Origin of the sequence: Plantibacter sp. PA-3-X8 (genome assembly GCF_003856975.1) — a bacterium.
GTDB classification, from domain to species: domain Bacteria; phylum Actinomycetota; class Actinomycetes; order Actinomycetales; family Microbacteriaceae; genus Plantibacter; species Plantibacter auratus.
Genome location: NZ_CP033107.1, coordinates 486,961 through 513,555, shown reverse-complemented (window position 1 = coordinate 513,555; position 26,595 = coordinate 486,961). Strand labels below are relative to the sequence as shown.

At 70.7% G+C, this 26,595-nt stretch carries 28 protein-coding genes; 15 read left to right on the top strand and 13 right to left on the bottom strand.

Annotation, left to right across the window (positions count from 1 at the left end):
- Window positions 1-4: 4 nt before the first annotated feature.
- The 9 genes from EAO79_RS02510 to EAO79_RS02470 form a co-directional block, all read right to left on the bottom strand.
- The gene (locus EAO79_RS02510) at window positions 5-874 is read right to left on the bottom strand and encodes a MurR/RpiR family transcriptional regulator (protein ID WP_085514317.1); all 870 of its coding nucleotides are present in this window, start codon (window positions 872-874) and stop codon (window positions 5-7) included.
- Complete coding sequence (gene murQ / locus EAO79_RS02505) at window positions 864-1,901, bottom strand: N-acetylmuramic acid 6-phosphate etherase (protein ID WP_124767663.1); 1,038 nt, start codon at window positions 1,899-1,901, stop codon at window positions 864-866. The genes EAO79_RS02510 and murQ overlap by 11 nt, the downstream gene beginning before the upstream one ends.
- Window positions 1,885-2,826, bottom strand: coding sequence for an N-acetylglucosamine kinase (locus tag EAO79_RS02500; protein WP_124767662.1), 942 nt, complete (start codon window positions 2,824-2,826; stop codon window positions 1,885-1,887). The genes murQ and EAO79_RS02500 overlap by 17 nt, the downstream gene beginning before the upstream one ends.
- Window positions 2,823-4,394, bottom strand: coding sequence for a glycoside hydrolase family 3 protein (locus EAO79_RS19155; protein ID WP_206428266.1), 1,572 nt, complete (start codon window positions 4,392-4,394; stop codon window positions 2,823-2,825). The genes EAO79_RS02500 and EAO79_RS19155 overlap by 4 nt, the downstream gene beginning before the upstream one ends.
- Entirely contained in the window at window positions 4,391-5,233 is an 843-nt protein-coding gene (locus tag EAO79_RS02490; RefSeq protein WP_079706980.1) for a carbohydrate ABC transporter permease, read from the bottom strand. The genes EAO79_RS19155 and EAO79_RS02490 overlap by 4 nt, the downstream gene beginning before the upstream one ends.
- Before the next feature lie 83 nt (window positions 5,234-5,316).
- Window positions 5,317-6,288, bottom strand: coding sequence for a carbohydrate ABC transporter permease (locus EAO79_RS02485; protein WP_370282131.1), 972 nt, complete (start codon window positions 6,286-6,288; stop codon window positions 5,317-5,319).
- A gap of 6 nt (window positions 6,289-6,294) precedes the next feature.
- A complete protein-coding gene (locus EAO79_RS02480) occupies window positions 6,295-7,581 on the bottom strand; it encodes a sugar ABC transporter substrate-binding protein (RefSeq protein WP_064294926.1) in 1,287 nt (428 codons plus the stop codon).
- 240 nt (window positions 7,582-7,821) lie between these two features.
- On the bottom strand, window positions 7,822-8,499 hold the full coding sequence (locus EAO79_RS02475) for a FadR/GntR family transcriptional regulator (protein ID WP_124767661.1): 678 nt from the start codon (window positions 8,497-8,499) through the stop codon (window positions 7,822-7,824).
- Complete coding sequence (locus EAO79_RS02470; protein WP_124767660.1) at window positions 8,496-9,224, bottom strand: SDR family oxidoreductase; 729 nt, start codon at window positions 9,222-9,224, stop codon at window positions 8,496-8,498. The genes EAO79_RS02475 and EAO79_RS02470 overlap by 4 nt, the downstream gene beginning before the upstream one ends.
- 116 nt (window positions 9,225-9,340) lie before the next feature.
- Between EAO79_RS02470 and EAO79_RS02465 the strand changes: the two genes are divergently transcribed.
- On the top strand, window positions 9,341-10,111 hold the full coding sequence (locus EAO79_RS02465; RefSeq protein WP_124767659.1) for an SDR family NAD(P)-dependent oxidoreductase: 771 nt from the start codon (window positions 9,341-9,343) through the stop codon (window positions 10,109-10,111).
- Window positions 10,112-10,380: 269 nt separating this feature from the next.
- Window positions 10,381-11,286 (top strand): serine hydrolase, encoded by a 906-nt coding sequence (locus tag EAO79_RS02460; protein ID WP_064294922.1) that lies wholly within the window; start codon window positions 10,381-10,383, stop codon window positions 11,284-11,286.
- Window positions 11,287-11,417: 131 nt separating this feature from the next.
- Here EAO79_RS02460 and EAO79_RS02455 read toward each other — a convergent pair whose 3' ends face one another.
- Together EAO79_RS02455 and EAO79_RS02450 are read right to left on the bottom strand one after the other, a co-directional pair.
- Window positions 11,418-11,849 carry an NUDIX domain-containing protein gene (locus EAO79_RS02455; RefSeq protein WP_241160965.1) on the bottom strand — a complete coding sequence of 144 codons (432 nt, stop codon included), beginning with the start codon at window positions 11,847-11,849 and terminating at the stop codon, window positions 11,418-11,420.
- On the bottom strand, window positions 11,846-12,664 hold the full coding sequence (locus tag EAO79_RS02450) for a triacylglycerol lipase (protein WP_124767658.1): 819 nt from the start codon (window positions 12,662-12,664) through the stop codon (window positions 11,846-11,848). Before EAO79_RS02450 ends, EAO79_RS02455 begins: the two co-directional genes overlap by 4 nt.
- A gap of 136 nt (window positions 12,665-12,800) precedes the next feature.
- Between EAO79_RS02450 and EAO79_RS02445 the strand changes: the two genes are divergently transcribed.
- On the top strand, window positions 12,801-13,400 hold the full coding sequence (locus tag EAO79_RS02445; RefSeq protein WP_124767657.1) for a DUF4190 domain-containing protein: 600 nt from the start codon (window positions 12,801-12,803) through the stop codon (window positions 13,398-13,400).
- 400 nt (window positions 13,401-13,800) lie between these two features.
- On the opposite strand, the gene EAO79_RS02440 is transcribed toward EAO79_RS02445, so the two are convergent.
- Window positions 13,801-15,261: a glutamyl-tRNA reductase gene (locus tag EAO79_RS02440; protein ID WP_124767656.1), complete on the bottom strand. Its 1,461-nt coding sequence runs from the start codon at window positions 15,259-15,261 to the stop codon at window positions 13,801-13,803.
- A gap of 114 nt (window positions 15,262-15,375) precedes the next feature.
- Here EAO79_RS02440 and hemE point away from each other — a divergent pair, with 114 nt between their 5' ends.
- The 5 genes from hemE (at window position 15,376) to EAO79_RS02415 (ending at window position 19,268) form a co-directional block, all read left to right on the top strand.
- The gene (gene hemE / locus EAO79_RS02435) at window positions 15,376-16,467 is read left to right on the top strand and encodes a uroporphyrinogen decarboxylase (RefSeq protein ID WP_241160964.1); all 1,092 of its coding nucleotides are present in this window, start codon (window positions 15,376-15,378) and stop codon (window positions 16,465-16,467) included.
- Window positions 16,464-18,008, top strand: coding sequence for an NAD(P)/FAD-dependent oxidoreductase (locus EAO79_RS02430; RefSeq protein ID WP_124767654.1), 1,545 nt, complete (start codon window positions 16,464-16,466; stop codon window positions 18,006-18,008). The genes hemE and EAO79_RS02430 overlap by 4 nt, the downstream gene beginning before the upstream one ends.
- A 93-nt stretch (window positions 18,009-18,101) precedes the next feature.
- Window positions 18,102-18,587, top strand: coding sequence for a hypothetical protein (locus tag EAO79_RS02425; RefSeq protein ID WP_241160963.1), 486 nt, complete (start codon window positions 18,102-18,104; stop codon window positions 18,585-18,587).
- 17 nt (window positions 18,588-18,604) lie between these two features.
- Entirely contained in the window at window positions 18,605-19,027 is a 423-nt protein-coding gene (locus EAO79_RS02420) for a phage holin family protein (RefSeq protein WP_064294953.1), read from the top strand.
- Window positions 19,017-19,268, top strand: coding sequence for a DUF3618 domain-containing protein (locus EAO79_RS02415; protein WP_079003603.1), 252 nt, complete (start codon window positions 19,017-19,019; stop codon window positions 19,266-19,268). Before EAO79_RS02420 ends, EAO79_RS02415 begins: the two co-directional genes overlap by 11 nt.
- Before the next feature lie 16 nt (window positions 19,269-19,284).
- Here EAO79_RS02415 and EAO79_RS02410 read toward each other — a convergent pair whose 3' ends face one another.
- Window positions 19,285-19,746: a GNAT family N-acetyltransferase gene (locus EAO79_RS02410; protein WP_124767653.1), complete on the bottom strand. Its 462-nt coding sequence runs from the start codon at window positions 19,744-19,746 to the stop codon at window positions 19,285-19,287.
- 91 nt (window positions 19,747-19,837) lie between these two features.
- Here EAO79_RS02410 and hemQ point away from each other — a divergent pair, with 91 nt between their 5' ends.
- From hemQ to EAO79_RS02375, 7 genes are all read left to right on the top strand, one after another.
- Window positions 19,838-20,560, top strand: coding sequence for a hydrogen peroxide-dependent heme synthase (gene hemQ / locus EAO79_RS02405; RefSeq protein ID WP_124767652.1), 723 nt, complete (start codon window positions 19,838-19,840; stop codon window positions 20,558-20,560).
- Window positions 20,560-21,810: a ferrochelatase gene (locus tag EAO79_RS02400; protein WP_124767651.1), complete on the top strand. Its 1,251-nt coding sequence runs from the start codon at window positions 20,560-20,562 to the stop codon at window positions 21,808-21,810. The genes hemQ and EAO79_RS02400 overlap by 1 nt, the downstream gene beginning before the upstream one ends.
- On the top strand, window positions 21,807-22,754 hold the full coding sequence (gene hemC / locus EAO79_RS02395) for a hydroxymethylbilane synthase (RefSeq protein ID WP_124767650.1): 948 nt from the start codon (window positions 21,807-21,809) through the stop codon (window positions 22,752-22,754). Before EAO79_RS02400 ends, hemC begins: the two co-directional genes overlap by 4 nt.
- Window positions 22,751-23,575, top strand: coding sequence for a uroporphyrinogen-III synthase (locus tag EAO79_RS02390; protein WP_124767649.1), 825 nt, complete (start codon window positions 22,751-22,753; stop codon window positions 23,573-23,575). The genes hemC and EAO79_RS02390 overlap by 4 nt, the downstream gene beginning before the upstream one ends.
- A gap of 61 nt (window positions 23,576-23,636) precedes the next feature.
- A complete protein-coding gene (gene hemB, locus EAO79_RS02385) occupies window positions 23,637-24,644 on the top strand; it encodes a porphobilinogen synthase (protein WP_124767648.1) in 1,008 nt (335 codons plus the stop codon).
- Window positions 24,641-26,056, top strand: coding sequence for a glutamate-1-semialdehyde 2,1-aminomutase (locus EAO79_RS02380; protein ID WP_124767647.1), 1,416 nt, complete (start codon window positions 24,641-24,643; stop codon window positions 26,054-26,056). Before hemB ends, EAO79_RS02380 begins: the two co-directional genes overlap by 4 nt.
- A gap of 108 nt (window positions 26,057-26,164) precedes the next feature.
- Entirely contained in the window at window positions 26,165-26,512 is a 348-nt protein-coding gene (locus EAO79_RS02375; protein ID WP_064294907.1) for a hypothetical protein, read from the top strand.
- Window positions 26,513-26,595 lie beyond the last annotated feature (83 nt).

Genomic DNA, 26,595 nt, shown 5'->3' with positions numbered 1-26,595 from the left:
GAACTCAGGTGTCGATGCGGTGGTCCTGGATCGACTCGTAGGTGACGCGGAGCGACTCCGCCGCGGCGTCGTAGCGACGCTGGGCGACGCGGATGAAGAGCAGGTCGACGAGCGCGAGCTGGGCGATGCGCGAGGACATCGCACCCGAGCGGTATCGGCTCTCCCTCGCCTGCGTCGCGAGGACGAGGTCGCACCGGCTGGCGATGGGGGAGTCGGGGAAGTTCGTGATGCACACGGTCGTCGCGCCGGCGGCCCGCGCGAGCTGCATCGCCTGCTCGGTCTCGACCGTGAGCCCGGAGTGCGAGATGCCGATGGCGACCCCACCGGGCCCGAGGAGGGCGGCCGAGGGCAGTGCGAGGTGGGCGTCGACGAAGGTGTTGGCCGGCATGCCGATCCGGTAGAGCTTCTGGTGGAGGTCCTGCGCCGTGAGGTTCGAGGACCCGAAGCCGATGATGTCGATCCGTGGGGCGACGAGGAGGGCGTCGACGACCGCGTCCAGGGCGTCGCGGTCGAGCGAGCGGGCGGTGAGCTCGATCGCCTGCACCTCCTGGTACGCGACCTTCGCGACGACCGTCTCCACCGAGTCGTCCGGGTCGATGTCGGCGTCGTCGACCTCGAACCGGTCACGCTCCGCCTGCTCGCGACTCGTGGAGGTCGCGACGGCCACCCGGAACTCCCGGTAGCCGGTGTATCCGATGGTCTGGCAGAACCGCGCGACGGTCGCCTGCGAGGTGCCGCACGCCTTCGCGAGTTCGGTGATGGTCAACTCGACGACGAGCGAGGGGGTGCCGATGATGGTCTCGGCGACGCGCGTCTCGGCGGCGCTCAGACGAGGGATCGCCTGGCGGAGCACGAGCAGCGCGTCAGTGGACATCCGGTGCGGCCCCCGTCGGGTCTTCGACGGAGTGCGCTGCGATGGCCGCACTGAGGGAGCCGTCGCCACCACGGAGGCGGGCGACTGCTTCATCTGCGGCGATGCCGGTCACGAGGACGAGGATAGCGGCCTTCACCCAGCCGTCCACGGATGCGAGCGTCTTCGCGGCCGTGGCGGCGTCGACGTCGGTCGCCAGCATGACCGTGCGTTCCGCCCGCGCCCGCAGCTTCTCGTTCGTGGTGAGGAGGTCGACCATGAGGTTCCGGTATGTCTTCCCGAGCCGCACCATCGTGATCGTCGACAGCATGTTGAGCACGAGCTTCTGCGCCGTCCCCGCCTTCAGCCGGGTCGATCCGGTGAGGAGCTCCGGACCGACGACCGCCTCGATGCCGATGTCCGCGTCCCGGGCGAGCGGGGAGCCGGCGTTGCACGACAGGCCGATGGTGATCGCACCGATCGAGCGCGCGTATTCGAGGGCGCCCAGGACGTAGGGCGTGCGACCGGATGCGGAGACCCCCACGACGGCGTCGTCCGCGGTGATCGACAGCGACTCCAGATCCGCCCGACCGAGGTCGTCGCGGTCCTCGGCGTTCTCCACCGCCTGCTGGATGGCGCCCGGACCACCCGCGATGAGTCCGACGATGAGGCCGGGGTCGGTCCCGAACGTGGGTGGCGCCTCACTCGCGTCGAGGATGCCCATCCGTCCGGCGGTCCCGGCGCCCAGGTAGACGAGTCGTCCGCCCCGGCGGAGGCGCTCGACGATCGCTTCGACGGCCTCGGCGATCTCGGGTTCCACGGCCGCAATGGCGTCGGGGACGGAACGGTTGTCCTCGTTCATCGCGGCGACGAGTTCCCGCGTGGAGAGGGCGTCGAGGTCGGGGTGTCGCTCGTTCACCTGCTCCGTCGAGAGGGTGGCGAGCTCCGCGCGGATGGTGTCGCGGTCGGAGGTCAGCCCTGCGGTGATCGGCCCAGGCCCGTCGACAGGCTCAGGGACCGGTGGTGAGGCGCTCTCAGGCTGCGTGGACATCGTCGCGCACGACCCTTCCGTCGTAGGAGATCGCGGTGTCGAGAGCGACGAGTCTGGCTCCGTCGAGCGCGTCACCGCGGGGTGCGACGAGGTCGACGCCGACCTCGTGCATGGCCGTCGCGAGATGTGCGGCGACGTAGGGGTGGGAGGCGATCCCGCCGACGACGCACACGGCGCCCGTGCCGGCGGCGGCGGCGCTCATGGCGAGGTGGGCGCAGGCGGCGTCGACGATGTCCGCGGCGACGGCGTCGCCCTCCTCGGCTCGGATGATGACCGTGGGCGCGAAGGTGCCGAGTTGGCGGGCCGGTGCTCCGGTGCTGGAGACCCAGCGGGGGAGCGCGGGGATCGATCCGATGAGCGCCTCGGCGTCGGCGAGCAACGTGGTCGCGGGGCCGCGCCCGTCGAAGGCACGCATGCACGCCTCGAGGCCCTGCTGCCCGATCCATCGACCGCTGCCCTCGTCTCCGAGCCAGGGACCCCACCCGTCGATCTGCTTCACGGAGCCGTCGGCGTCGACGTCGAACACGACGGATCCGGTGCCGGCGATGAGTACCGTGCCGGGACCACCGGCGAAGGCGCCGGCGTGGGCTGCCAGGGCGTCGTTCACGACGGCGATCGTCGCTCCGAGCGCCAGACGCAGTTCGGCGGTGAACGCGGCGACCTCGTGCGGTGCCGCCTCCACCCCGGCGGCGCCGATCCCGACGTGCTGCACCTCGGCGAGGAGGTCCGCCGGAAGGTGCGCGACCGTCTCGAGGACTGCGCGGGCGGACAGCTCCGCACCCTCGTGGTCGGCGAGGCCCGGTGCACCGTGGCCGCGGGCCTCCGCGAGGACGGTCAGGTCGTCGCCGGATCCGCTCGTGATACGGGCGCGGCAGGAGGTCTTCCCGAGATCGATGGCGAGGACGGGTGCTGCGAGGTGGTTCATGATCCGTTCCGGTGGTGCTGGTCGTGCAGATGGTGCGTCGGCGCCGCGATGGAGGCCGCGGCGAGGAGTTCGGTGACCCGGTCGGCGGAGGCCCGGGAGGCCGCGAGCGTGTCGATCACCGGCAGGGGGAGGACAGTGTCATCGGCGAGCGGCAGTCCGACGCTCACGACGACGGCGTCCGGGCGGACCAGCGCGACGCGGTCCACCGCGAGCCGCTGCGGGGTGTCGTCGCCGAGACGGTCCGCGAGGAGGACGACCCCGTCGTCGGCGGGGATCGTCGCGAGCAGCAGGGTCAGCTCGTCGGAGGCGGGAGCCTCGGCGTCTGGATCCGGTGTCCGGAGGCTCGGGCCGGCAGTGAGCCGGGTGACGTCGAACCGTTCGGCGAGTGACTCGGCGAACGGATCGTGGGCCGAGGCGACGGCGAACGTCGGTCGGTCGCGGAGGTCGACGAGGGTGATCGCCGACGCGTCGATCGCGACCTCGCCCCGGACGCGCACGACCCGCCGGATGGCGTCGGAGAAGCGCCCTTCGACAAGCTCAGGGACCGGGGAAGGGCTGACGGACCGCGCGAGCCACGCCACACGGGCGGCCGCGCGCTCGACGATCGCTCGATCGAGCTCGCCGTCGGCGACGGCGGCGCAGACCGCCTCGAACACCTCGAGGTAGTCGTCCTCGTCGGTCGTCGCGCCCTGCTTCGGCCCGAGGTTGGACGGGTTGCCGATGCAGAGCAGGTCGACCCCGGCCTCGAGGGCGAGGACAGCGCCGCGTCCTGAGCCGGTGGTGGACCGGATGGCGGCCATGTCGAGCGCGTCGGAGATGATCACGCCGTCGAAGCCGCTTTCGCGCAGCCGACGGAGGGGGATCGGGTTGAGCGTCGCCGGGGCGTCACCGAACGCCGGGACGACGATGTGGGCGGTCATGACACTCGCGACGCCGGCGGCGATCGCCGCGTCGAACGGTGGCAGGTGCTCGGCTTCGAGCTCCGCCAGGTCCAGGTCGATGCGGGGCAGATCCAGGTGCGAGTCGCTCGCCGTGTCGCCGTGTCCGGGGTAGTGCTTGACGCAGGCGGCGACCCCGCCGGTCTGCAGACCGACGACCATCGCGGAGACGTGGCGGGAGACGAGGTCGGCGGTGGGGCCGAACGAGCGCACCCCGATCACCGGGTTCGCTGGGTTGGTGTTCACATCGGCGACGGGCGCGAGGGCGACGTTCGCTCCGGCTGCACGCAGTCGCTCGGCGAGTGCCGCCCCCACCGCGCGCGTCGTCTCGACGTCGTCGAGTGCACCGAGCTGCGCATGCCCGGGCAGGGTGGAGCCCGTCTGCGCCTCGAGGCGGGAGACGTTGCCGCCCTCCTCGTCGACGCCGATGAGGACCTCGGGCCGATGCTCGCGGAGTTCGGCCGACAGCGCCGCGACCTCCGCGGGGTCCGAGGAGAGGTTCTGCCCGAAGTACACGACGCCCGCGAGGCCGCCGTCCAGCTCGCGCAGCAGCCAGTCCGGGGCGGTCCGGCCGAGGAAGCCCGGCCAGAGGACGCCCCGGACGAGCCGCGCGACGTCGGGGTCGATCATCCCTTCACCGCTCCGGACACCAGTCCGCCGGAGAGGCGGCGCTGCACGAGGATGAAGAAGATCATGACCGGGATCGTGATGATGGTCGACGCCGCCATGACCGAACCCCAGTCGTTGGAGTTCAGGCCGAAGAACTGCTTGAGGCCGATGGCCACCGTGTAGTTCTCCGTCGAGCCGCCGAGCAGGGTCATCGCGAAGATGAACTCGTTCCAGGCCGTGATGAAGCTGAACACGCTCGTCGCGACGAGGCCGGGGGCCACGAGCGGGAGCATGATCGAGCGGAACATGCGCCACCAGCTGGCGCCGTCGAGGAACGCCGCCTCTTCGAGCTCCACGGGCACCGCCGCGACGAAGCCGCGCAGCATCCAGATGCCGAACGGCAGTGCGAGCGCGACGTACACGATGATGAGCCCGAGCAGCGTGTTGAGCAGCTGCAGGTCGCGGATCTGCACGAACAGCGGGATCACGAGCGCCTCGAGCGGCACCATCTGCACGACGAGGATCATGAGCAGCACCGCGGTGCGGAACTTGAACCGGAAGCGGGCGACCGCGACCGACGCCAGGAGCGCGACGGCGGCGGAGATGAGCACCGTCGCACCGGCGACGATCGCGGAGTTGCGGAGGAAGACCGCGAACCCGCCGTCGGTCAGCACCGACTCGAAGTTCGTGAACGACAACTCCTTCGGGAAGAAGGACTGGCCGCCGCTCGACGCCTGCGCGTCGAACGCGCTCGACAGCATCCAGTACGCCGGGAACAGCGTGAACACGAGCAGGAGGGTGACGAGGATCGCCTTGACGGTGTTCGAGCGGATCTTCCGACCGCTCGCCTTCCGGTGCATCGGGACCTGCGGCTTGGTGGACCGGTCGGTGCCCGGCCCTTGAGCCTGTCGACGGGCGGCGGTGGGGGCGGGAGCGTGGGTGGTCACAGTTCGTCCTCCTTCATGAGGGCGCGGATGTAGACGATCGTGATGCCGAGCAGGACGAGCGTCAACAGCACCGCGATCGCGGAGCCGAAGCCGTAGCGGTTCTGCCCGAAGGACTCCACGTACGACCACACGCCGAGGTTCAACACCTCGCGGTTCGAGCCGGAACCACCCGGCATGAGGTAGATCTGCGCGAACACCTTGAAGTCCCAGATGGTCGACAGGATGATCACGACCGAGAACACCTGGCGCAGCGACGGGAAGGTGATCTGGAAGAAGCGACGGAACGCGCCCGCCCCGTCCATCTCGGCGGCTTCCAGCATCTCCTTGGACACGCCGAGCAGGCCGGCGAGGACGGTGATGGCCACGAACGGGAAGCCGTGGTGGATCACGTTCAGCAGCGCGATGCCGTAGAACGTGAACTGGTTCGTGAACCAGTTGAAGGGCTCGTCCATGAGCCCGAGCCCCATGAGCGTCTGGTTGACGATGCCGCGGTCGGCGTCGAAGATCCAGACCCAGACGTAGGTGCCGGTGACGGCGGGCATCGCCCAGGCGACCATGATGGCGCTGCCGACGATGGTGCGCCAGAAGGAGCCGAGGTTCGCCATGAGCAGGGCGACGAGGGTGCCGAGGACGACCGTACCGATGACGGCGGCCGCGGCGAAGAAGACGGTGTTCGGGAGGACGACGGTCCAGAGGGTCGGGTCGGCGAAGACCTCGGCGTAGTTGGCGCCGCCGTTGAAGTTGGTGTCGCCGCTGACGATCTCGCGCAGGCCGTAGTCCTGCAGGGAGAACAGGACGACGCGGATGAGCGGCCAGAGGAGGAGCACGGCGAGGATGAGGAGCGCCGGCGCGAGCAGCAGCCAGGGGCGGGTGCGCATCAGGAGGCGCAGCCGCTTGGGGGAGGGGCCCCCGGCCACCCGCGAAGCGGGGGCTTCGCGGGTGACCGTGGGCGGGGTGAGGGTCGACACGATCGGCTACTTGCCGTTCATGATGTCGTCCATCTCCTTGGCGGCATCGGTCGTCGCCTGGTCGACCGACTTGCTTCCGGAGAGGATGGCCTGGATCATCGCGTTGGTGGTCTTCTTCGCCTGCACCGCACCGAACTTCGGGGTCACGGGGAGGGAAGCGCCGCCGTCGACGAACTGCTCGGCGAAGGGCTTCACCAGCGGGTCGTCGCTCTCGGTCGAGTCACTGAGGAGCGAGGTCTGGCCGGGGAAGTAGCCGGTCTGCTCGGCCCACTCGGAGGCGAACTTGCCGGTGGTCATCATCTCGATGAACTGGAACGCGAGGTCCTTGTTCTTCGAGGTGTTGAACATGCTGAGGTGCGAACCGCCGAGCACGGAGGGCGACATGCCGCCGTCTTCACCCGGGATCGGGATGGCGGCGAACTTGCCCTCGAGCTCCGGGTTCTTCTGGACGATCGTCGCCGGGGTCCAGGAGCCCATGATCGCCATGGCGACCTTGTCCTGCACGAAGTTGTCGAGGACGTCCGTCTCCTTCCAGGTGGTGGCACCTGAGGAGGAGAGGTCGTACTTGGTGGCCAGGTCGGTCCAGAACTGGATGCCCTTGCGTGAGTCGTCGCTCGCGAGCCCCGACTTCCAGGTGTCGCCGTCGAGCTCGGAGACCTCGCCGCCGGCGCCCCAGACCCAGGGGTACGCCGTGAACTCGGCGTCACCGGGGACGGGGAACGGGATCATGTCGGGCTTGGCGGCCTTGATCGCGGTGCCGGCGTCGATGATCTCCTGCCAGGTGGTCGGCGCCTTGAGGCCGAGCTCCTCGAAGACGTCGGTGCGGTAGACGATCGAGCGGACGCCGGCGTACCACGGCATGCCGTAGAGCTCGCCGTCGTACGTACCGGAGTCGGCGAGGCCCTTGACGAGGTCGTCCTTCAGGCCGGCCTTGTCGACGTAGTCGCCGATGGGGGCGAGGGCGCCGGCATCGGCGAACTCGGCCGTCCAGGTGGTGCCCGTCTCGGCGACGTCGGGGGTGGTGTTCCCGGCGATCGACGTCACGAAGCGGTCGTGGGCGTCGGCCCACTGCACGTACTCGACCTTGAGGGTGGCGCCGGTCTCCTTCTTGAAGGCCGAGCCGACCTCCTTGAAGAAGGCCTCGGAGTCGGGGTTGGTGCCCTGCATGATCCAGACGGTGAGCGTCTGGCCGTCTGCCGAGACGTCGCCTGAGCCGGAACCGCCACCGGCACAGGCGGTGAGGCCGAGTGCCGCGGTGGCGAGGACGGCCAGCGGAAGGGTGCGCTTGCGCATGGTGCTGCTCCTCGATTCTGGGATCGGGAGTCCGGGCCGTCGTTGGCCCGGGATCCGGAGTGACCGGGAAACCGCGGTCGATCCCTGCTGTTTTCAGTGGGTGTGGAAACAGTATTCAATAAGTACAGGAAGCTTGCAAATATTTTCCAGCACTGCAACACGGTCGTTACCTGCGTGACGGACGTGTTTCACGAAGCTGCGAGAACCGTGAGTGCGAGGGGCGGTCGGGCATCGCCGCCGTCAGGCCGTGCGGAGGATGATCACGCGCATCGTCGCGGCGGCCCGCTCGCCGTCCTGCGCCTCGATCGCCGACGCGAGGTCCGTGTGCAACGCCGCGTCGTGGTGGTCGATGCCGTCGCCGGGCAGCTGGTCCACACGATCCCGGAGGGCCTCGTCGACGGCGTCGCCGACCCGGTCGAGGATCGGGTTCGCCGCCGCGCGCCGGATGAGGCGATGCAGCAGGAGGTCGGCCTCGAGGAACGCGATCGGATCCTGGCGAACCGCGGCCGCGCCGAGCGCCTCACTCGTCAAGCGGAGCTCGCGGGCGTCGTCGTCGCTGCGTCGCTCGGCCGCGAGCCGTGCCGACTCCGGCTCGGTCGCGGTGCGGAGTTCGCGGATCGCGAGGAGGGTGGACTCCCGTCGTCCGCTCGCCAACGCCCAGCGGAGCACCCGAGGCTGCAACCAGTCCCAGCTCGACGACGGCTGCACGGTGTGGCCGACGTGCGCCTTGCTGGCGAGGAGTCCCATGCCGGAGAGCACGCGGGTCGCCTCCCGGACCACGGACCGCGAGTGCCCAGAGCGGTCGACCAGCTCGTCCACCGTGCACACCGTGCCGGCGGGCAGTCCGCCGTCGACGATGTCGGTACCGATCCGGTCGAGCGTCCGTTCGAAGGCCGACGTCCCCGGTGCGCGGCTCACGCCCGTGCTGACGGACGGGTGGGGGAGATCACGAGCTCATCGATCCGCACGTGTGGCGGGCCGTCGAGGATGAACCGCACGGCGCGGCCGATGTCCTCGGGTGTCAGCATCGTCTCGCGCGCCGCAGCGTCCGGCACCTGCGGCCGCATGGAGAGGAACGGGGTGTCGACGTCGCCCGGGCAGAGGTGGGTGGCGCCGACGCCGCGGAGTCCCTCCTCCTCGTTGAGGGTCGCGCAGAGCGAGGCGAGCGCGGTCTTGCTCGCGCTGTAGGCGACGCCACCTTTCGTCGAGAAGCGCCAACCGGCGAAGGAGGAGATGACGATGATCCGTCCCTGTGCGTCACGGATGGTGGGCAGTGCGAGATCGATCGTCCGGGCGACCGAGGTGAGGTTGGTGTCGACGATCGCGGCGAACTCCGTCATCGACTGGTCGTCCCACCGGCGCCGAGGCGCGTTCAGGCCCGCCGCGGTGACGAGGTCGTCGACCGGGCCGAGCTCGGCGACGACGCGTTCGTGGGCTCGGGCGAGCGAAGCGGGGTCCGTCGCATCGGCCTCCGCGGCGACGGCCACACCGCCGGCGGAGGTGACGGCCTCGACGGTCTCGAAGAGCGCCTCGCGGCGTCGCCCCGTCACGGCGACGCGCCAGCCCGCCTCAGCAGCAGACACCGCCACGGCCTGCCCCATGCCGCTGCCGCCACCCGTCACCCAGAGCACTCGATCCGTCATGACGCCAGTGTATCGAGCTGATCGATCATAAGTATGTTTTACTCGCCTGGTGCGCACGCTGCCGTCGACATCGGGTCGACGCGTCGACGGACGCGCTCAAACGACGGGAGACACCGATGCTGCTGGACCTGACGGATCGACGGGTGATCGTGACCGGAGGTGCTCGCGGAATCGGGCTCGCCCTCGTGGAGTCCTTCCTCGCCGAGGGGTCCCGCGTCGCGGTGCTCGACCTCGACGTCTCCTCCCTGGACGCGCTCGTGGCGTCCCACCACGGCGACCTCGTCGCCATCGCGTGCGACGTGCGGTCCGAGGAATCGGTGTCGAGCGCGGTCGAGGCGGCTGCCGCCGGGCTCGGAGGGATCGACGTCCTCGTGAACAACGCCGGGGTCAACGTGCAGTCGCTGCTCGAGGAGACGAGCGACACCGCGTGGACGAGGTGCTTCGACGTCAACGTCGGCGGCGTCTTCCGGGTGTCGAAGGCGGTCATCCCGTATCTGAAGGAACAGCGTTCCGGGCGCATCATCAACGCCGCGAGCTTCGCGGCGGTCATCCCGAGCGTCGGCAGCGCGGCCTACGCGGCGTCCAAGTCCGCGGTGGTCCAGTTGACCAGGGTCCTCGCGAGCGAGCTGGGGCCGTGGGGCATCACGGTGAACGCCTACGCCCCCGGCATGGTGCCGACGGCGATGAACGGCTTCGCCGATCTCCCGACGGCGCAGCAGGACGAACTCCTCGACACGCTCTCGGTGCGCCGATGGGAGGAACCGGAGGACGTCGCGAACATCGTGCGGTTCCTCGCGAGCGACCAGGCTGGCTACGTCACCGGTGCGCTGATCGACGTCAGTGGCGGCAAGTTCGCGACCCAGTTCCCAGCCCGCGCTCGCCTCTGATCAGGCTCTGGGCCCGACGGGATCCGGGCGGTGGACCGACCGGATTCGCGGGCGATGGAAGCGACGGATGTCGGACCGACGCGCCCGGGAACGACCTTCCCAGGCCCAGATTCGCAGCCAGCGCGAAGGGCGCTTACGATACCGTGGACGGCACATCCGGAGGCCCGCTGTGCGGGTCGTCGGACGGCCGTCGAGTGGGCTGACCGGGGCAGGTCCACACCCGCAGGATCGTCGGGATCACCATCTGGAGCAGAGGAGTTCGGTCAGCCGTGGCTTCACGAGTGCACGAGTCGGAACGTCGCCGTTCGCGCGATGCGCGTCGAGGGCGCCACCGTGCCTCCGCCCAGATCGAACCCTTCACCCGCGGGTTCAGCGCCCTCGGTGAGCTGGCCGCGTCGGGTGCGCAGGTCAGCCTCCGGATCAACGACATCACCACCGGCGAGATGCTCATGTCGGCCGACGACCACGTCGTCGTGCCCACTGCCTCGATCGGCAAGGTCCTCCTCCTCATCGAGGTCGCGGCCCGTCTGGGCGACGCCGACTTCAGCGGGCTCACCATCCTCGACCGCGAGCCACTCGACGCCGTCGCCGACTCCGGGATCTGGCAGCACCTGCAAGCGCCGTCCCTCCCGGTCGCCGACCTCGCAGCCCTCGTCGGCGCGACGAGCGACAACCTCGCCACGAACGTCCTGCTCCGCCACATCGGTCTCGACGCCGTCCGCCACCGTGCCGAGGAGATCGGGCTGAAGCGCACGGCCCTCCTCGACATCGTCCGCGACCACCGCGGCCCCGACAACGCACCGCAGCTCTCCGTCGGTTCCGCCCGCGAACTCGCCTGGCTGTTCCAGGCACTCGCGACGGGCGAGATCGTCGACGCGACCACCAGCCGCCGGGTCCTGGCCTGGTTGTCGCTCAACACCGACCTCTCGCTCGTCGCCTCGGGCTTCGGGCTCGACCCACTGGCCCACCGTGAGCCCGACCACGGCATCCAGCTCTTCAACAAGACCGGTTCCGGGGTCGGTGTGCGAGCCGAGGCGGGCATCCTTCGCGGCCCGAACGGCGCAGTGAGCTACGCCGTGTGCACGAGCTACGACGACACGGAGCTCGGCACACGTCTCGGGGTGGTCGACGCCGTTCGGATCCTCGGCCAGGACCTCCTCGAGTACGTGCACTGAGCCGTTCTCACTCCTCCGGTCCCAGGTTGACCGGTCCCTGAGCGTCAACCGGTCCCTGAGCTTGTCGAAGGGCTCACCCCCGCCGGTCCCTGAGCCTGTCGAAGGGCAGTATCCGCCTGTTGAAGGGCTCCTCAGTCGATGAGCCCCGCCGCCGCCAGGCGCTCGAGCACGTCGCGTCCCGCAGGCGGGCAGCGGTCGAGTGACTCCGTGCCCACCCAGTGGACCGCGCTCACCTCGGCGGAGGGCGTCGGTGTCTCGTGCGTCTCGGCCGCGAAGACGTGCATTCGCACGAGCCGGCCGTCGGGCTCGCCGTGCGCCTGCGTGACCACCGTGAACAACGGCGTCACCCGCGCCGGATCGATCTCGACCGCGACCTCCTCGCGTGCCTCCCGGATAGCGGCCTCGGCGGGCGTCTCGCCCGCATCGATCTTCCCGCCGGGCATGTAGAGGACGTCGCGGCCGCGAGCCGTCACCATGAGGACTCGCCGTCCGCGGACGATCGCGACCGCGGACACGAGGATGTCGGGGAGCGGGCGGCCCGAGCCCTCGGGTGCGAGGCTCACCGGTCGGCCGGGCGCTCGGTGTCGGGTACGGGCCGCACCCGATCGGCGAACCCGTCGACGGCGAGTTCCACGGCGTCCTTGAGCTCGTCCGTGCTGAGGATCACGAAGTGACCCGGCACCGGGAGGAGCACGTTCGTCGCTCCGGGCAGCACGCTGCTGGACGGCACGTGCGGGTCGAAGGTGCTGTAGATCGAGACGATGTCGGCGTTGACGTCGTGCGGGGCGCCGAGCGCGACGATGGTCTCGTCTGTCGGGAGGAAGGCGCGGAGGCTCGGGTCGACGACGTACTTCGCGAGCACCGACCCGGAGAACGGCGAGCAGATCGCGACGACCCCGAGCAGGCCCAGCCGCTCGCGTTCGGTGAGGAGCAGCTCCTTTCCGACGAGGCCTCCCTTGCTGTGCGCGACGATGACGCACCCGGCGGCGGGCTTCGGCAACCGCCCGAGCGCGCGGGCGAAGCGGGCCGCCGTGTCGCGGATGGGTTTGCGGTTGTATCCGAGGCCACGGGCGATGCGGATCCGGTAGCCGTCGGCGTTCAGGCGGTCGGCGACCGGCTTCAGGAACGCCCAGGTCTCGTACACGCCGGGGATGAGGACGACGACGGGGCGACTCGCGTCGCCTCGGGCGTACTCCCTCGGGATTCGGCCGCTGAAGAAGGCCCGCGTGTGCCAGACGACGGAGTGGACCCAGTCGACGGCGACGATCCCGGCGATGGTCAGCGCGCCAGGCCGCTCGGCGACCGGCGGGGCATCGGCGAGCGTGACGTCCTCGGCTTCCGCCACCGACTCCTCGTCCATCCGCACCCCCTCGTCCATCTTGCCACCGCCTCCGGTGCCCGCCGCGCGAGCCCAGTGAACATCAGGGATCGCGGGTTACCCTGTGTTGACAAGGCGACGGCGCGCTGCAAGCATGAGTCCGTTCGTCGAACCCCTATGCGCGAGGTGCACCTTCATGACTGATCCGAACTCCGGCCAGCCGAACGACCCATACGGTCAGAGCCAGAACCCCCAGCAGCCGGCCTACGGCGAATCTCAGGTTCCGCCGGCTCCGCAGTACGGCGAACAGGCTCCGCAGTACGGCCAGCCCTCGCCCTACGGTGAGCAGTCGGGCCAGCAGGCTCCGCAGTACGGCGAGCAGCCGAAGTACGGTCAGCCGCAGGCGCCCTACGGCGAGCAGCAGAACCCCTACGGCCAGCCGCAGGCACCCTACGGGCAGCAGCAGAACCCCTACGGCCAGCCCGCCGCTCCGTACGGACAGCCCCAGGCGCCGTACGGCTACGCGCAGCCGACCGGCCCGAAGACGAACGTCATGGCGATCATCTCGATCATCGCCCCGTTCGTCGGGTTCGGCGTCGTCGGCCTCGTGCTCGGCATCATCGCGCTCGGTCAGATCAAGCGCACCGGTGAGCAGGGCCGCGGCCTGGCCCTCGCCGGCACCATCGTGAGCGGCGTGTCGGTCCTCGCCGGCATCATCGTGATCATCTTCTACTTCCTGATCATCGCCGGCGCGATCGCCGGCGCGAGCTCGTACGACTACAACTACGACTACTGATCCACGGCCTGCTCCGCAGGCGGATCACGACGGGCATCGGCATCGCGCCGGTGCCCGTTCGTCGTTCCAGCGCCCTTCCCGTACCGGTCCCTGGGCGGCAACCCTCCTCCCGTACCTGAGTAGCACCCCTCTCCGGTCCCTGAGCGGCACCCCCGGTCCCTGATCGGCAACCCTCTCCGGTCCCTGAGCTTGTCGAAGGGCGGTGCGTGAACCGTTCCCTGAGCGGTTAACCCTCTCCGGTCCCTGAGCTGCGCCGCACTGAGCCTGTCGAAGTGTCGAAGGGCACACGAGGAACGTCCATGGTCGGGTCGCGTGTTCGCGCACCTCGACAGGCTCGGTGACCGGGGTCGGCTCGGTCACCGGAATCGCCCGACGCGAGAGCCCCGGTGCCGTCGGAAGCCTAGGAGGCGGAGGCGGCCGAGTCGGTGTCGGCGACCGGCACGACGACCGCCGGTGTCTGCGGGACGTCGATGCCGAAGAGCGTCTGCAGCGCCGTCGTGTACGCGGCCTGCTCGCCGTTGCGGGCGAGGTTCCGTGCGCGCACCGTCGGTTCGTGCAGCAGCACTCCGGCGAGGTGACGCAGTGCACGGGCGGTCGAACCGTCGTCGTCGCCGCGAGCGGTCGCACGGGCGACCTCGGCCTCGACGAGTGCGTGCACGTGGCTGCGGAGTGCGACGACGGCGGGCTCGAGGCTGCGCTCCTCGCCGACCGCGGCGAACTTCTGTGCGGCGCGGCTGACGATGGAGCGCGCGACCTCGGTGGCCTGCAGCTCCTCGAGCGGCGCGTGGATGCGGATGGTCTCGAGGTCGAGCAGAACGACACCGGAGACGGTGGAGACGTCGGGGTCGACGTTGCGCGGCAGGCCGAGGTCGATGACGAGCTGTGCCGACGCGTGCGGCACCGGGCACTCGGCGGCGGCTTCGGTGATGACGTCGTGGACGAGCGCGGAGACCCCGGTGGGCTCGGGTGCGGCCGGTGCGTCGGACGCGGTGACCAGCGAGAGCGTCGGTGCGTCCGTGGCAGCCGCGGCTCGCGCACGGTGGTCGGCGGCGACGGCCGTGCGACCCGCGCGGAGCAGTTCGGCGTCGACCACGTGGCCCTCGGCGGTGGTGCAGGTGACGATGATGTCGACCTCGCCGGTGGTGCGGGCGAGGTCGTCGTGTCCGATCCAGCCGATCTCGTGCGAGCGCGCGAACTTCTCGGCGCGGCCGGACGGCGAGTACACGAGGACGTCGGTGACGCCGCGGTCGCGGAGGGCGGCGAGGCTCGCGCCGGCGTACGCACCGGTGCCGACGAGCAACACGCGCTGCGTGGCCCAGTCGTCGATACGGCTCTCCGCGAGGTCGAGGGCGAGGCGCACGATGGAGCGACCGGCGCGCCCGAGCGGCGTGCGGTTCTTGATGCCACGGGAGGTCTGGGACGCGCGCTGGAACAGGCGCTCCAGTTCGGAACTGGTGGTGCCAGCGGCGCGAGCGGCCTCGAGGGAGCGCCGCACCTGGCCGGCGATCTCGCCCTCACCGACGACGACGGACTCGAGTCCGGCCGACACGGCGAAGAGGTGCTCGGCTGCCGCGGTGCCGACGCTGAGGTCGAACACCTCCCGCAGCTGCTCGGCGGGGATGCCGGTGGTCTCGCTGACGGCCTCCGCAGCGGCCTCGAAGGCGACGGATGCAGCGGCGGTGACGGGCTCGTCGAGGTCGATGTACGCCTCGAACCGGTTGCAGGTGGCCACGACGACGGCACCCGAGACGCACTCGTGGTGCTCGACCAGGCGCGCGGCAACGCCCTCGGCACCGACTGAGAGTCGTTCGAGGAGGTCGAAGGTGGCGTTCTTATGGCTCGCCGTCACACACATGAGCACCCGATGAGTCTACCCGAGCGTGCACGTCGGCCTCTCCGGGAAGCCACCCAGGTGACCCTCACCCGGCCGCACGCGTCCCCCTCCCTCTCAGGGCGGAGATGGGAGGATGGAGGGGTGAGTCTCCCACCCGAACACCCGCTCGTCACCGGCGTGACCCAGTCGTCGCCGCTCATCACCGCGTACCGCGGCACCCGTCCCGAGCGGACGCCCGTCTGGTTCATGCGTCAGGCCGGCCGGTCGTTGCCCGAGTACCGCGAGTTGCGGATCGGGACGGCCATGCTCGACGCCTGCCTCGACCCGGCGATGGCGAGCGAGATCACCCTCCAGCCCATCCGACGGCACCGGACGGACGCGGCCATCTTCTTCAGCGACATCGTGGTGCCGCTGAAGCAGGCCGGGGTCGCGGTCGAGATCGTGCCGGGCCGTGGTCCCGTCATGGGGTCGGCGGTTCGGACGGCCGCCGAGGTCGACGCGCTCGTCGCGCTCGACCCGGCCGTCCTCGACGACACGCTTGCACCGATCCGCGAGGGCGTCGCGCTCACCATCGCCGGGCTCGCGGGGATCGGCGACGGCCGCACGCCGCTCATCGGCTTCGCGGGTGCACCGTTCACGCTCGCCGCCTATCTCGTCGAGGGCGGACCGTCGAAGGACCACCTCGCCGCCCGCACCCTCATGCACGCCGACCCGGAGTCGTGGGCGAAGCTCATGGCCTGGTGCGCGGACGTCACCGGTCGCTTCCTCCGCGCCCAGGTGCTCGCCGGTGCATCGGCCGCGCAGCTCTTCGACTCGTGGGCGGGGGCGCTCTCCCTCGAGGACTACGAGCGTCATGTCGCCCCGGCCTCCCGGGCCGCGCTCGCGCACGTCGCCGACCTCCCCGTCCCGAAGGTGCACTTCGGCGTCGGGACGGGCGAGCTGCTCGGTGCGATGCACCGGGTCGGCGCCGACGTCGTCGGGATCGACTACCGGCTGGCGCTCGACGAGGGCATCCGACGTCTCGGTGGCGCCGTCCCCGTGCAGGGCAACATCGACCCGGCACTGCTCGCCGCCCCATGGCCGGTCCTCGAGGCGCACGTCCTCGACATCCTCCAGCGCGGGACGGCGGCGCCGTCGCACGTCCTCAACCTCGGCCACGGGGTCCCGCCCGAGACCGACCCGGACGTCCTGACCCGCATCGTCGCCCTCGCCCACGATTGGCAGCCCGCATGAGTCTCGAGCCCAAGCGTCTCGTCGTCATCGGCGGTGGTGTGGCCGGACTCGTCGGCGCAGTCGACTGCGCCAAGGTCGGCATCTCGGTGACGGTCGTCGACGCGCAGGAGTCGTTCGGTGGCGCGCTCGCGGCCGCCGAGGTCGCGGGTCTCCGCGTCGACGTCGGTGCCGAGAGCTTCGCGACGCGCGGTGGCTCGGTCGCCGAGCTCATCGAGCAACTGGGCCTGACCGACCGCGTCGTGCGTCCCAACCGGGCCGGGGCCTGGTTGCACGTCGCCAAGCCCGGACAGCCGCAGCGGAGTGTCCCGCTCCCCAAGGCGGGACTGCTGGGCATCCCGACGAACCCCCTCGCCGACGACGTCCGTCGGGTCATCGGCTGGAAGGGTGCCCTGCGCGCCTACCTCGACCGCATCCGCCCGCCGCTCACGATCGGCACCGAGCACAACCTCGGTGCGCTCGTCCGGAAGCGCATGGGCGCGGCCGTCCACGATCTCCTCGTCGCTCCGGTCACCTCGGGCGTCTACTCGGCCGCTCCAGACGACCTCGACGTCGACCGCGCGGCTCCCGGGCTGAACGCCGCGCTGACGCGCACCGGGGCGCTGTCCCTCGCCGTGGCGGCTCTCCGGGAGAACGCGCCCGCCGGTGCCGCGGTCGGTGGCCTCGACGGCGGCATGACCGTCCTCGTCGACGGCTTGACCGCGGAACTCGAGCGGTGGGGGTCGACGCTCATCACCGGCGTCGCCGTCACGGCGATCTCCCGGAACCCGTTCGACATCGACGTGGACGGACCGGGTGTCGGCCTCGGCGACGCCGGCCTCCCACGGATGAGCGAGCGTCCCGCGGCTGCAGGCGGGTCGAAAGCCCCCTGGTACGTCGCCCTGACCGACGGCCGGGTGCTCGAGGCCGACCTCGTCCTCATCGCGACGCCCGAGCAGCCGGCCCGCAACCTGCTGGCCGACGTCGGGCCGGCGCTTCGCGACCTCCCCGCCGCCGGCGACGACGTGGGCGACCCGGTCCTGCCGGCGCCGATCGAGCTCGTGACGATCGTGCTCGACGAACCGGCACTCGACGCTGCACCGCGTGGCTCCGGGCTGCTCGTCGCACCCGGCTCGACGCTCCACGCCAAGGCGCTCACCCATGCGACGGCGAAGTGGGCCTGGCTCGCCGACCGCGCGAAGGCGCAGGGCGAGCACCGCCACGTCGTCCGCCTGTCCTTCGGTCGTCAGGGCGAAGCCGACGCGACGAGCGCGTTGACCGACGAGGAGCTGCTCTCGACGGCGTTGCACGACGCGTCCGCGATGCTCGGCGTCCAGCTCGACCCGGGCAGCGTCCGCGGCTTCCACCGCATCTCCTGGACGGGGACGCAGCCGACCGCCGCCCGCGGCCAGCGCGAACGCTCGACGGCCATCCGGGAAGCAGTGGCCGAGGTGCCCGACCTCGCGGTCACGGGTGCCTGGTTGTCGGGCACGGGGCTCGCCTCGGTGGTGCCCGACGCCCACGAGGCGGCGGCACGACTCCGCCATCAGGCGCTGCAGCGGTAGACACGCCCATATGCCCGACCCGGCATCTTTTCCTGTCAACCCCCGACTGGATGGTGGCGTCGGAGTGACACCCGACTACGCTGGTCCCGTTGGATGCAGCATCACAGCACCACTCGAACAGACGGAGGCGCCATGAAGGGCAAGGTCATGTTCGTCGTCGGTGGGCTCACGGGCTACGTGCTCGGTACCCGCGCCGGACGCGAACGCTACGAGCAGATCAAGACGCAGTGGGTCAAGCTGTGGAACGCGAAGCCGGTGCGCGCGCAGCGCGGCAGGGTCGAGGACTTCGCCAAGGCACGCATCAGCGAGGTCCCCGCGGCTCTGTGGAGCGGCGTCAGCGCCGTCGCGAAGGTCGTCAGCCAGCAGGGCTCGACGCCCGGCCAGAAGCTCGACACTTCGACAGGCTCAGTGCACCGCAAGGCTGAGTCGAAGACCGAAGACACCGTCCAGGACGTGTCCGAGACGGTCAAGGACGCACGCACGGCCTCCGGCACCTCGACGTCGTCGGCCTCGAAGCCCGCAGTGCGCAAGCCTGCCGCGCCCAAGACGACGGCACCGAAGCCCAAGAGCGGCGAGTAGCACCGACGATGCCGTTCATGAGTGACCGCAACCGCTCGGAGCCGCGCTACGACAAGCGCGACGAATCCCTCCTGACCCTCGTCGGCCAGCTGCCCGGGGTCGTCTCGAACCTGGTCAAGGCCGAGATCGCCAACCTCAAGACGCAGCTGGCCCACAAGGGCAAGTACGCGGGCATCGGAGCGGCGTTCGTCGCCGGCGCCGCGGTGTTCCTGTTCTTCGCGGTCGGCGTGCTCGTCGCCGTGCTGATCCTCGCGCTCGCGCTCGTCATGCCCTCGTGGCTGGCGGCGCTCTGCGTCTTCGTGCTCTTCGTCCTCGTCGCGGCGGTCCTCGTGCTCATCGCGCTGCGTTACTTCAAGAAGATCAACGAGGACCCGAGCCCGATGGACAACGTGAAGGAAGACATCAAGGCAGTGAAGGGACTCGGCGAGTATGACCGTTGACCAGTTCCCGGGGGCGACGCCCTCGCCCGAGCAGGCTCGCGCCGAGCTCGTCGCCACGCTGAACGCGATCGAGGACAAGCTCAACGTCCCGAAGCAGGTGCACCGCGCCAAGCGTCGTGCCATCGTGCAGATCGCGACCGTCAAGGTCGAACGCCCGGCGGTCTTCTACGCCGGTGTCGCGGGCCTCGCCGGTGCGGCCGGGCTGGCCGTGTGGGGCATCGTCCGCGCCATCGCGCGCTGACGCGTCCCGCCGCCGGTCAGTCCCTCGGGGTGGCCACGCGCGTCATCGGAACGTGCACGATGTCGTCCTCGACGTAGTCGGGGCCGCTGATCTCGAATCCGAACCGGCCGTACCAGTCGGCGAGGCGTTTCTGGGCGCCCATGCGGAGTTCCCGATGCCCGTGGTCGGCCACGGCGCGACGGATCAGTTCCGCGGCGAGACCCCGCCCGCGGGCGGTGAACGCGGTGGCCACGCGTCCGATCTCGGAGTGCTCGGCCTCGGTCAGGATCCGGATCGTCGCGAGCACCTCGTCGCCCTCCTGCGCCCAGGCGATGAGGGTGCCGTCCTCGATGTCGCGTCCGTCGAGATCGGCGAAGAGCGCCGTCTGCTCGACGACGAAGACGTCGACGCGGATCTTCAGCACGCGGTAGAGCGTCACCGGATCCATCTCGGCCGCTCTGGCGACGTGGTACTCGACGGGAGGCTGCTCGCTGATCATCACCCGACTGTATCGGCGGTGAGGCTGGGCTCGGTGTCAATCGTGACCTGCCCCTTTTGCCCAATCGACCGAACTGGGTGAGGATAGGACTATGACTCACCCGGCCTCTGCCGAGGCATCGCACCACCCGACCGACTCAGCCACCCCGACTGGCCCCTCAGGATTCACCCTCTGGGCTGTCCTGCGCCGCGAGCCGGCGAGTGGGCTGCCGCTCGGCGAAGAGCATGTCTCCGAACTCGAAGCATCCATCGCGCTCGTCGAAGCCCAGGGCGTGACCCTGCGCGGCATCTACGACGTCTCCGGCCTCCGCGCCGACGCCGACCTCATGCTGTGGCTCCACGGCGACACCGCCGAGGGCCTGCAGGCCGGCCTCCGCGAGCTGCGCCGCACCGCCATCCTCGGTTCGCTGGCGCCCACCTGGAACGCCATGGGCGTCCACCGCGACGCCGAGTTCAACCGGCAGCACGTCCCCGGGTTCCTCCGCGGCATCGAGCCGAAGGGCTGGCTCTGCCTGTACCCCTTCGTGCGCAGCTACGAGTGGTACCTCCTGCCGGAGGAGGAGCGTCGCAAGATGCTCGCCGAGCACGGCCGTCAGGGCGCGGCGTTCACGGGTGTGCTCGCCAACACCGTCGCCTCCTTCGCCCTCGGCGACTACGAGTGGCTCCTGCCGCTCGAGGCCGACGACGTCGTCGAACTCGTCGACCTCATGCGCGACCTGCGCAACACCGAAGCGCGCCGCCACGTGCGCGAAGAGGTGCCGTTCTTCACGGGCCGCCGTATCACGCCCGCCGAGGCATTGGAGGTGGTGCGCTGATGGCCGCCATGAACCTGGGGAGCACCGGAGCCGAGGCCCCCGAGCGCATCGTCCGCGGCGCGACCGACGCTGCAGCGGCCGGTCCTGAGCACGTCTCCGAGCCGACGGACTACGATGCCATCCTTCTCGCCGGCTTCGGCGGGCCTGAGGGCCAGGACGACGTCATCCCGTTCCTCCGCAACGTCACGCGCGGACGCGGGATCCCCGAGGAGCGTCTCGAAGAGGTCGCGCACCACTACCGCCACTTCGGCGGCGTCAGCCCGATCAACGACCAGAACCGTGCGCTCAAGGCGGCCCTGGAGCTCGAACTCGCCTCACGTGGCATCGACCTCCCGGTCCTCTGGGGCAACCGCAACTGGGACCCGTACCTGCGCGACGCGCTGACCGAGGCGCACGAGCGCGGCTTCACGAAGCTCATCGCGATCGCCACGAGCGCCTACTCCTCGTACTCGAGCTGTCGGCAGTACCGCGAGGACTTCGCGATCGCCGTCGACGAGACGAACCTCCAGGGCGAGATCCAGATCGACAAGGTGCGTCAGTTCTTCGACCACCCCGGCTTCGTGACCCCGTTCATCGACGGTGTCCGTGACGCGATCGCCGAGTACCTGCGCGAACAGCCCGAGCTCTCCGCCGAGACGGAGATCGAGGTGCTCTTCGCGACGCACTCGATCCCCACCGGTGACGCCGCGCGCTCCGGCCCCGACTTCCGCGGCTTCGGCGACCACGGCGCGTACGAAGCCCAGCACCTCGCGGTGGCCGAGGTCGTCATGGCGAACGCCATCGACCAGCTCCGTGAGGCCGGTGTCCTCGGTGGCGCGGTCGGCAGCGGCGTCTCGGTGCCGTGGCAGCTCGTCTACCAGTCGCGCTCCGGCCCGCCGAGCATGCCGTGGCTCGAGCCCGACATCAACGACGCGATCGCCGAGCTGCCCGCCGCCGGCCGCAAGGCGATCGTCATCGTGCCGCTCGGCTTCGTGAGCGACCACATGGAGGTCATGTGGGACCTCGACAACGAGGCCATCGAGACGGCCGGCGAGCACGGCCTCGCCGCCGTCCGCGTCCCGACGCCTGGCACCGCCGCCGCCTACGTCAAGGGACTCGTCGACCTCGTCCTCGAGCGCCGCGACGGCACGCCCGTCGAGGAACGACCGCACATGACCGACCTCGGCCCCTGGTACGACGTCTGCCGCCCCGGGTGCTGCGAGAACGCCCGGCTGGGCTTCAAACCGGCGTTCTCGGGGATCGCCCCATGACCCTTCGCATCGGAACCCGCGGCAGCGCCCTGGCGCTGGCGCAGACCGGTCATGTGGCCGACGCCCTCACGGCGGCCACCGGTGAGGACGTCGAGATCGTTACCGTCACGACGCAGGGCGACACGAGTCGCGAGTCGCTCTCGACCATCGGCGGGACGGGTGTGTTCGTCAACGCACTCCGCGACGCGCTGCTCGACGGCGCCTGCGACCTCGTCGTGCACTCCTTGAAGGACCTGCCGACGGCTCCGGCCGAGGGCTTCACGATCGCCGCCATGCCGATGCGCGAGGATCCCCGCGACGCCCTGTGCGCCTCGGGCGACCGCTCGCTCGACGACCTGCCGCAGGGCGCACGGATCGGCACCGGTTCACCGCGTCGGATCGCGCAGCTGAAGCGTATCCGGCCCGACCTCGAGGTCGTCGACATCCGCGGCAACATCGACACCCGCCTGCGCCGCATCGACGACGACCTCGACGCCGTCGTCCTCGCGGCCGCCGGTCTCACCCGCCTCGGACGCCTCGACGCCGTGACCGGGCTCTTCGACCTCGACACCTGGCCGACCGCGCCGGGGCAGGGGGCGCTCGCGATCGAGTGCCTCGACGACGACGAATCGTCCATCGCCGGTTCCATCGCGTTGCTCGACCACGCGCCGAGCCGCTGGCAGGCCACGGCGGAACGGGCCGTGCTCCGTCGGCTCGAGGCCGGTTGTTCTGCCCCCGTCGGCGCGGCAGCCTGGCTCGACGACGAGGACCTCGTCCTGCAGGCCGCCGTCTACTCGCTCGACGGCACCGAGATGATCCACCGGGAGAGCCGCGCGGAGGGCTTCTCCGGCGACGGACACGGACGCGAGCTGCTCCAGGCGGCCGACGCGCTCGGTGTCTCGCTCGCAGACGAGCTCATCGAGGCCGGCGCAGCCGACCTCGCCCCGCTGGGAGGCGCTGCGTGAAGGACTGGACGAAGTCGAACACCGTTCCCACCGCCACCAAGCCGCTCGGCGGGTGGCGCGTCCTCGTGCCGCGCGGCGGTCCGTGGGGCGACTCGGTCGCCGGGACGGTCCGTGGCAAAGGCGGGTCGCCCGTCGTCGCCCCGATGATCAACTTCGCCAGCACCGACGACCCGGAGACCCTCGGGGCCGCACTCGCGGCGCTCGAGGCTGGAGAGTTCGACTGGCTGACCGTGACGAGCGCGACCACGGTCGACGTGCTGTCCTCGCAGCGGATCCGGATCCCCGAGACGACGAGGGTCGCCGCCGTCGGAGAGACGACCGCTGCCGCGCTCACGGCCGTCGGCTACAGCGTCGACCTCGTGCCGGCGAAGGACAACTCCGCCAAGGGCATGGTGCAGGAGCTCACGGCGCTCGAACCGCACCCGAAGCGCATCCTCACGCTCCGCTCGGCCATCGCCAAGCCGCTCCTCACGGAGGGCCTGATCGCTGCCGGACACGACGTCCAGTCCGTCGTGGCTTACCGCACGGTCGGTGTCCCGGTGGCAGAGAAGATCGTCGCCGACGTCGCCAGCAGCCGGGTGCGCGCCATCCTCGTCACCTCGGGCAGCGTGGCGGAGCAGGTCCGTTCGCAGTTCCCCGAGATCCCCGAGAGCACCGTCATCGCCGCGATCGGACCCCGCACGGCTCGTGACGCCCGAGGCTACGGGCTCAGGGTCGACGTCGTGGCGGAGCAGCAGACGGTCGACTCGCTGATCGAGGCGATCGTGTCCGTGGCGCTCAGCCGGAACCTCGACGAGGACGCCGGCGGCGGGATCCGCTGACCGGCTTCACGCCCTGCGCGAACCGGGAGGGCTCGTCGGCAGCGGCGCGTAGGCTGGACGGGTGAGCATTCCCGAGACCCGTCCCCGTCGTCTCCGGCAGCAGCCGGCCATCCGTCGCCTCGTCAGCGAGACGCGACTCGACCCGGCGGAGCTGGTGCTCCCGATGTTCGTGCGGGAGGGCGTCTCCGAGCCGGTCGAGATCTCCTCGATGCCGGGTGTCCGACAGCACACCGTCGACAGCGCCAAGCGTGCCGCGGCTGAGGCGGCTGCGGCCGGCATCGGTGGGGTCATGCTCTTCGGCGTCCCGGCCGAGCGCGACGCCGTGGGTTCCGGCGCGACCGACCCCGACGGCATCCTCAACGTCGCGACCCGCGCACTCGTCGCCGAGGTGGGCGACGCCCTGGTCGTGCAGACCGACCTCTGCCTCGACGAGTTCACCGATCACGGGCACTGCGGTGTCCTCGACGACCGCGGGCGCGTCGACAACGACCGCACGCTCGACCGGTACCGCGACATGGCGCTGGCCCAGGCGGAGTCCGGCTCGGCCCTCCTCGGCCTCTCGGGCATGATGGACGGCCAGGTCGCCGCCGTCCGCGAGACGCTCGACGCCGCCGGGTTCGACGACACGATCATCCTCGCCTACTCGGCGAAGTTCGCATCCGCGCTCTATGGCCCCTTCCGCGAGGCCGTCGACTCGCAGCTGCAGGGCGATCGCCGCACCTACCAGCTCGACCCCGCCAACCGTCGTGAGGGTCTGCGCGAGGCGCTCATCGACGAGGCAGAGGGCGCCGACATCGTCATGGTGAAGCCCGCAGGGAGCTTCCTCGACGTCCTGGCCGACGTGGCGGACACGGTGTCGATCCCGGTCTGGGCGTACCAGGTGTCCGGCGAGTACGCGATGATCGAGGCCGCCGCCCGGCAGGGCTGGATCGACCGCCGACGCGCGATCGAGGAGTCGGTGCTGTCCATCAAGCGCGCCGGAGCCGAGGCCGTCCTGAGCTACTGGGCCGTCGAACTCGCCGGTTGGTTGGATGAGGCGCGCGGTCTGCGTGCAGGAGGAACCCGATGAACGACGCAGCATTCGCCAGAGCCCAGCGGTCGATCCCCGGTGGGGTGAACTCGCCCGTCCGTGCCTTCCGCTCCGTCGGCGGCACGCCGCGGTTCATGGTGTCCGCGACCGGCCCCTACATCACCGACTCCGAGGGCGTGCAGTACGTCGACCTCGTGAGCGCGTGGGGCCCCGCGCTCCTCGGACACGCGCACCCGCAGGTCGTCGAGGCCGTGCAGGCCGCTGCGGCCCGTGGCCTCTCCTTCGGCGCGTCCACCCCGGCCGAGACCGAGCTCGCGGAGCTCGTCAAGGAGCGCGTCCAGGCGTCCGGCGTTGCGCCGATCGAGAAGCTGCGCATGGTCTCCACCGGCACCGAGGCGACCATGACGGCCATCCGCCTCGCGCGCGGTGCCACCGGTCGCAGCCTCATCGTGAAGTTCGCCGGGCACTACCACGGCCACTCCGACGGCCTGCTCGCCGAAGCGGGGTCAGGCGTCGCGACCCTCGCCCTGCCGGGGTCCGCCGGGGTCACTCCCGAGACGGCCGCCCAGACGATCGTCGTCCCGTACAACGACCGGTCGGCACTCCGCGAGGTCTTCGCCGAGCGTGGCCAGGACATCGCCGCGATCATCATGGAGGCGGCCTCCGCCAACATGGGCGTCGTCCCGCCGGCTCCCGGGTTCAACGCGAGCGTCGTGAAGCTCGCGCACGAGTACGGCTCGCTGGTCATCATCGACGAGGTGCTCACCGGGTTCCGCGTCTCCTCCGCCGGTTGGTGGGGGCTCGACAACCGCGGACTCGCCGCCGTCGCGCCCGGCACGGAGCCCGTCCCGGGTGCCGAGGCCTGGGAGGCCGGCAACCACGCCGTCGCGAACTCGACCGGTGCCATCAGCATCCCCGTCGGCGTGTACCAGCCCGACCTCTTCACCTTCGGCAAGGTCATCGGTGGCGGCATGCCCCTCGCCGCGCTGGGTGGGCGCGCCGAGCTCATGGACCTGCTCGCACCGACCGGCCCGGTCTACCAGGCCGGGACGCTCTCGGGGAACCCGGTGGCCCTCGCCGCCGGCATCGAGACGCTGCGCCTCGCCGACCAGGACGTCTACCGTCGGGTCGACGCGGCGGCCGCGATCGTGTCCGAGGCGACCTCGAACGCGCTCACGGAGGCCGGGGTCGCGCACACCGTGCAACGCGCAGGGAACCTGTTCTCCTTCGCCTTCAGCGAGACGGCACCGACCGATTACGCCGCGGTCCTGCGGCAGGACGCCTTCCGCTACCCGGCCTTCTTCCACCGCATGCTCGACGCGGGGGTGTCGCTCCCGCCGAGCGTGTACGAGGCCTGGTTCGTCTCCGCGGCGCACGACGACGAGGCGATCGGGCGTATCGTCGACGCCCTGCCCGCGGCGGCCCGTGCGGCTGCGGCGGCCATCCGCTGAGTCGGACGGTCGCTCCGCAGCCGGCGTCGGACGCTACACAGACCATGCGTTACCGCTTTGTGAACTTCCGGCAACGCGAACGTCGGTGGGGGTTGGCAGACTAGAGGCATGGCCTCCTTGCGTCTGCACCCCGACCGACTGGAGATCGAGCTGTCCGCGTACGACAAGGCGCTCTCGCTGCGTCGGAGCAACGTCGTCGTGCCACGGTCGAGCATCCGTTCCGCCACCATCACCGACGACCCGTGGATCTGGGTCCGGGGCATCCGTGCGCCGGGCACCGCGATCCCGTTGACGCTCGCCATCGGCCAGTGGAAGTTCCACGGTGGCATGGACTTCCTGGTCATCAAGGGCACCAAACCGTCGGTCGTCATCGATCTCGAAGACGCGGAGTACTCGCGGCTCATCATCACGACCCGTCGCAGCGCTGAGCTCATCGCCGCCCTCGACCTGCACTAGGACGAGCTGCCGGACGCACGGCGGTCCCGGCCGGATCCGGATCGTCGGCGAGGACGCGGTGCGCCGGGGATCCTGGCGCTGAT

Excerpts from the sequence above, each read along its gene's own strand:
- EAO79_RS02510 (WP_085514317.1), bottom strand. The coding sequence starts at position 874 with ATGTCCACTGACGCGCTGCTCGTGCTCCGCCAGGCGATCCCTCGTCTG.
- murQ (WP_124767663.1), bottom strand. The coding sequence starts at position 1,901 with ATGTCCACGCAGCCTGAGAGCGCCTCACCACCGGTCCCTGAGCCTGTC.
- EAO79_RS02500 (WP_124767662.1), bottom strand. The coding sequence starts at position 2,826 with ATGAACCACCTCGCAGCACCCGTCCTCGCCATCGATCTCGGGAAGACC.
- EAO79_RS19155 (WP_206428266.1), bottom strand. The coding sequence starts at position 4,394 with ATGATCGACCCCGACGTCGCGCGGCTCGTCCGGGGCGTCCTCTGGCCG.
- EAO79_RS02490 (WP_079706980.1), bottom strand. The coding sequence starts at position 5,233 with ATGCACCGGAAGGCGAGCGGTCGGAAGATCCGCTCGAACACCGTCAAG.
- EAO79_RS02480 (WP_064294926.1), bottom strand. The coding sequence starts at position 7,581 with ATGCGCAAGCGCACCCTTCCGCTGGCCGTCCTCGCCACCGCGGCACTC.
- EAO79_RS02470 (WP_124767660.1), bottom strand. The coding sequence starts at position 9,224 with ATGACGGATCGAGTGCTCTGGGTGACGGGTGGCGGCAGCGGCATGGGG.
- EAO79_RS02465 (WP_124767659.1), top strand. The coding sequence starts at position 9,341 with ATGCTGCTGGACCTGACGGATCGACGGGTGATCGTGACCGGAGGTGCT.
- EAO79_RS02450 (WP_124767658.1), bottom strand. The coding sequence starts at position 12,664 with ATGGACGAGGGGGTGCGGATGGACGAGGAGTCGGTGGCGGAAGCCGAG.
- EAO79_RS02445 (WP_124767657.1), top strand. The coding sequence starts at position 12,801 with ATGACTGATCCGAACTCCGGCCAGCCGAACGACCCATACGGTCAGAGC.
- EAO79_RS02430 (WP_124767654.1), top strand. The coding sequence starts at position 16,464 with ATGAGTCTCGAGCCCAAGCGTCTCGTCGTCATCGGCGGTGGTGTGGCC.
- EAO79_RS02425 (WP_241160963.1), top strand. The coding sequence starts at position 18,102 with ATGCAGCATCACAGCACCACTCGAACAGACGGAGGCGCCATGAAGGGC.
- EAO79_RS02420 (WP_064294953.1), top strand. The coding sequence starts at position 18,605 with ATGAGTGACCGCAACCGCTCGGAGCCGCGCTACGACAAGCGCGACGAA.
- EAO79_RS02415 (WP_079003603.1), top strand. The coding sequence starts at position 19,017 with ATGACCGTTGACCAGTTCCCGGGGGCGACGCCCTCGCCCGAGCAGGCT.
- EAO79_RS02410 (WP_124767653.1), bottom strand. The coding sequence starts at position 19,746 with ATGATCAGCGAGCAGCCTCCCGTCGAGTACCACGTCGCCAGAGCGGCC.
- hemQ (WP_124767652.1), top strand. The coding sequence starts at position 19,838 with ATGACTCACCCGGCCTCTGCCGAGGCATCGCACCACCCGACCGACTCA.
- EAO79_RS02400 (WP_124767651.1), top strand. The coding sequence starts at position 20,560 with ATGGCCGCCATGAACCTGGGGAGCACCGGAGCCGAGGCCCCCGAGCGC.
- hemC (WP_124767650.1), top strand. The coding sequence starts at position 21,807 with ATGACCCTTCGCATCGGAACCCGCGGCAGCGCCCTGGCGCTGGCGCAG.
- EAO79_RS02380 (WP_124767647.1), top strand. The coding sequence starts at position 24,641 with ATGAACGACGCAGCATTCGCCAGAGCCCAGCGGTCGATCCCCGGTGGG.
- EAO79_RS02375 (WP_064294907.1), top strand. The coding sequence starts at position 26,165 with ATGGCCTCCTTGCGTCTGCACCCCGACCGACTGGAGATCGAGCTGTCC.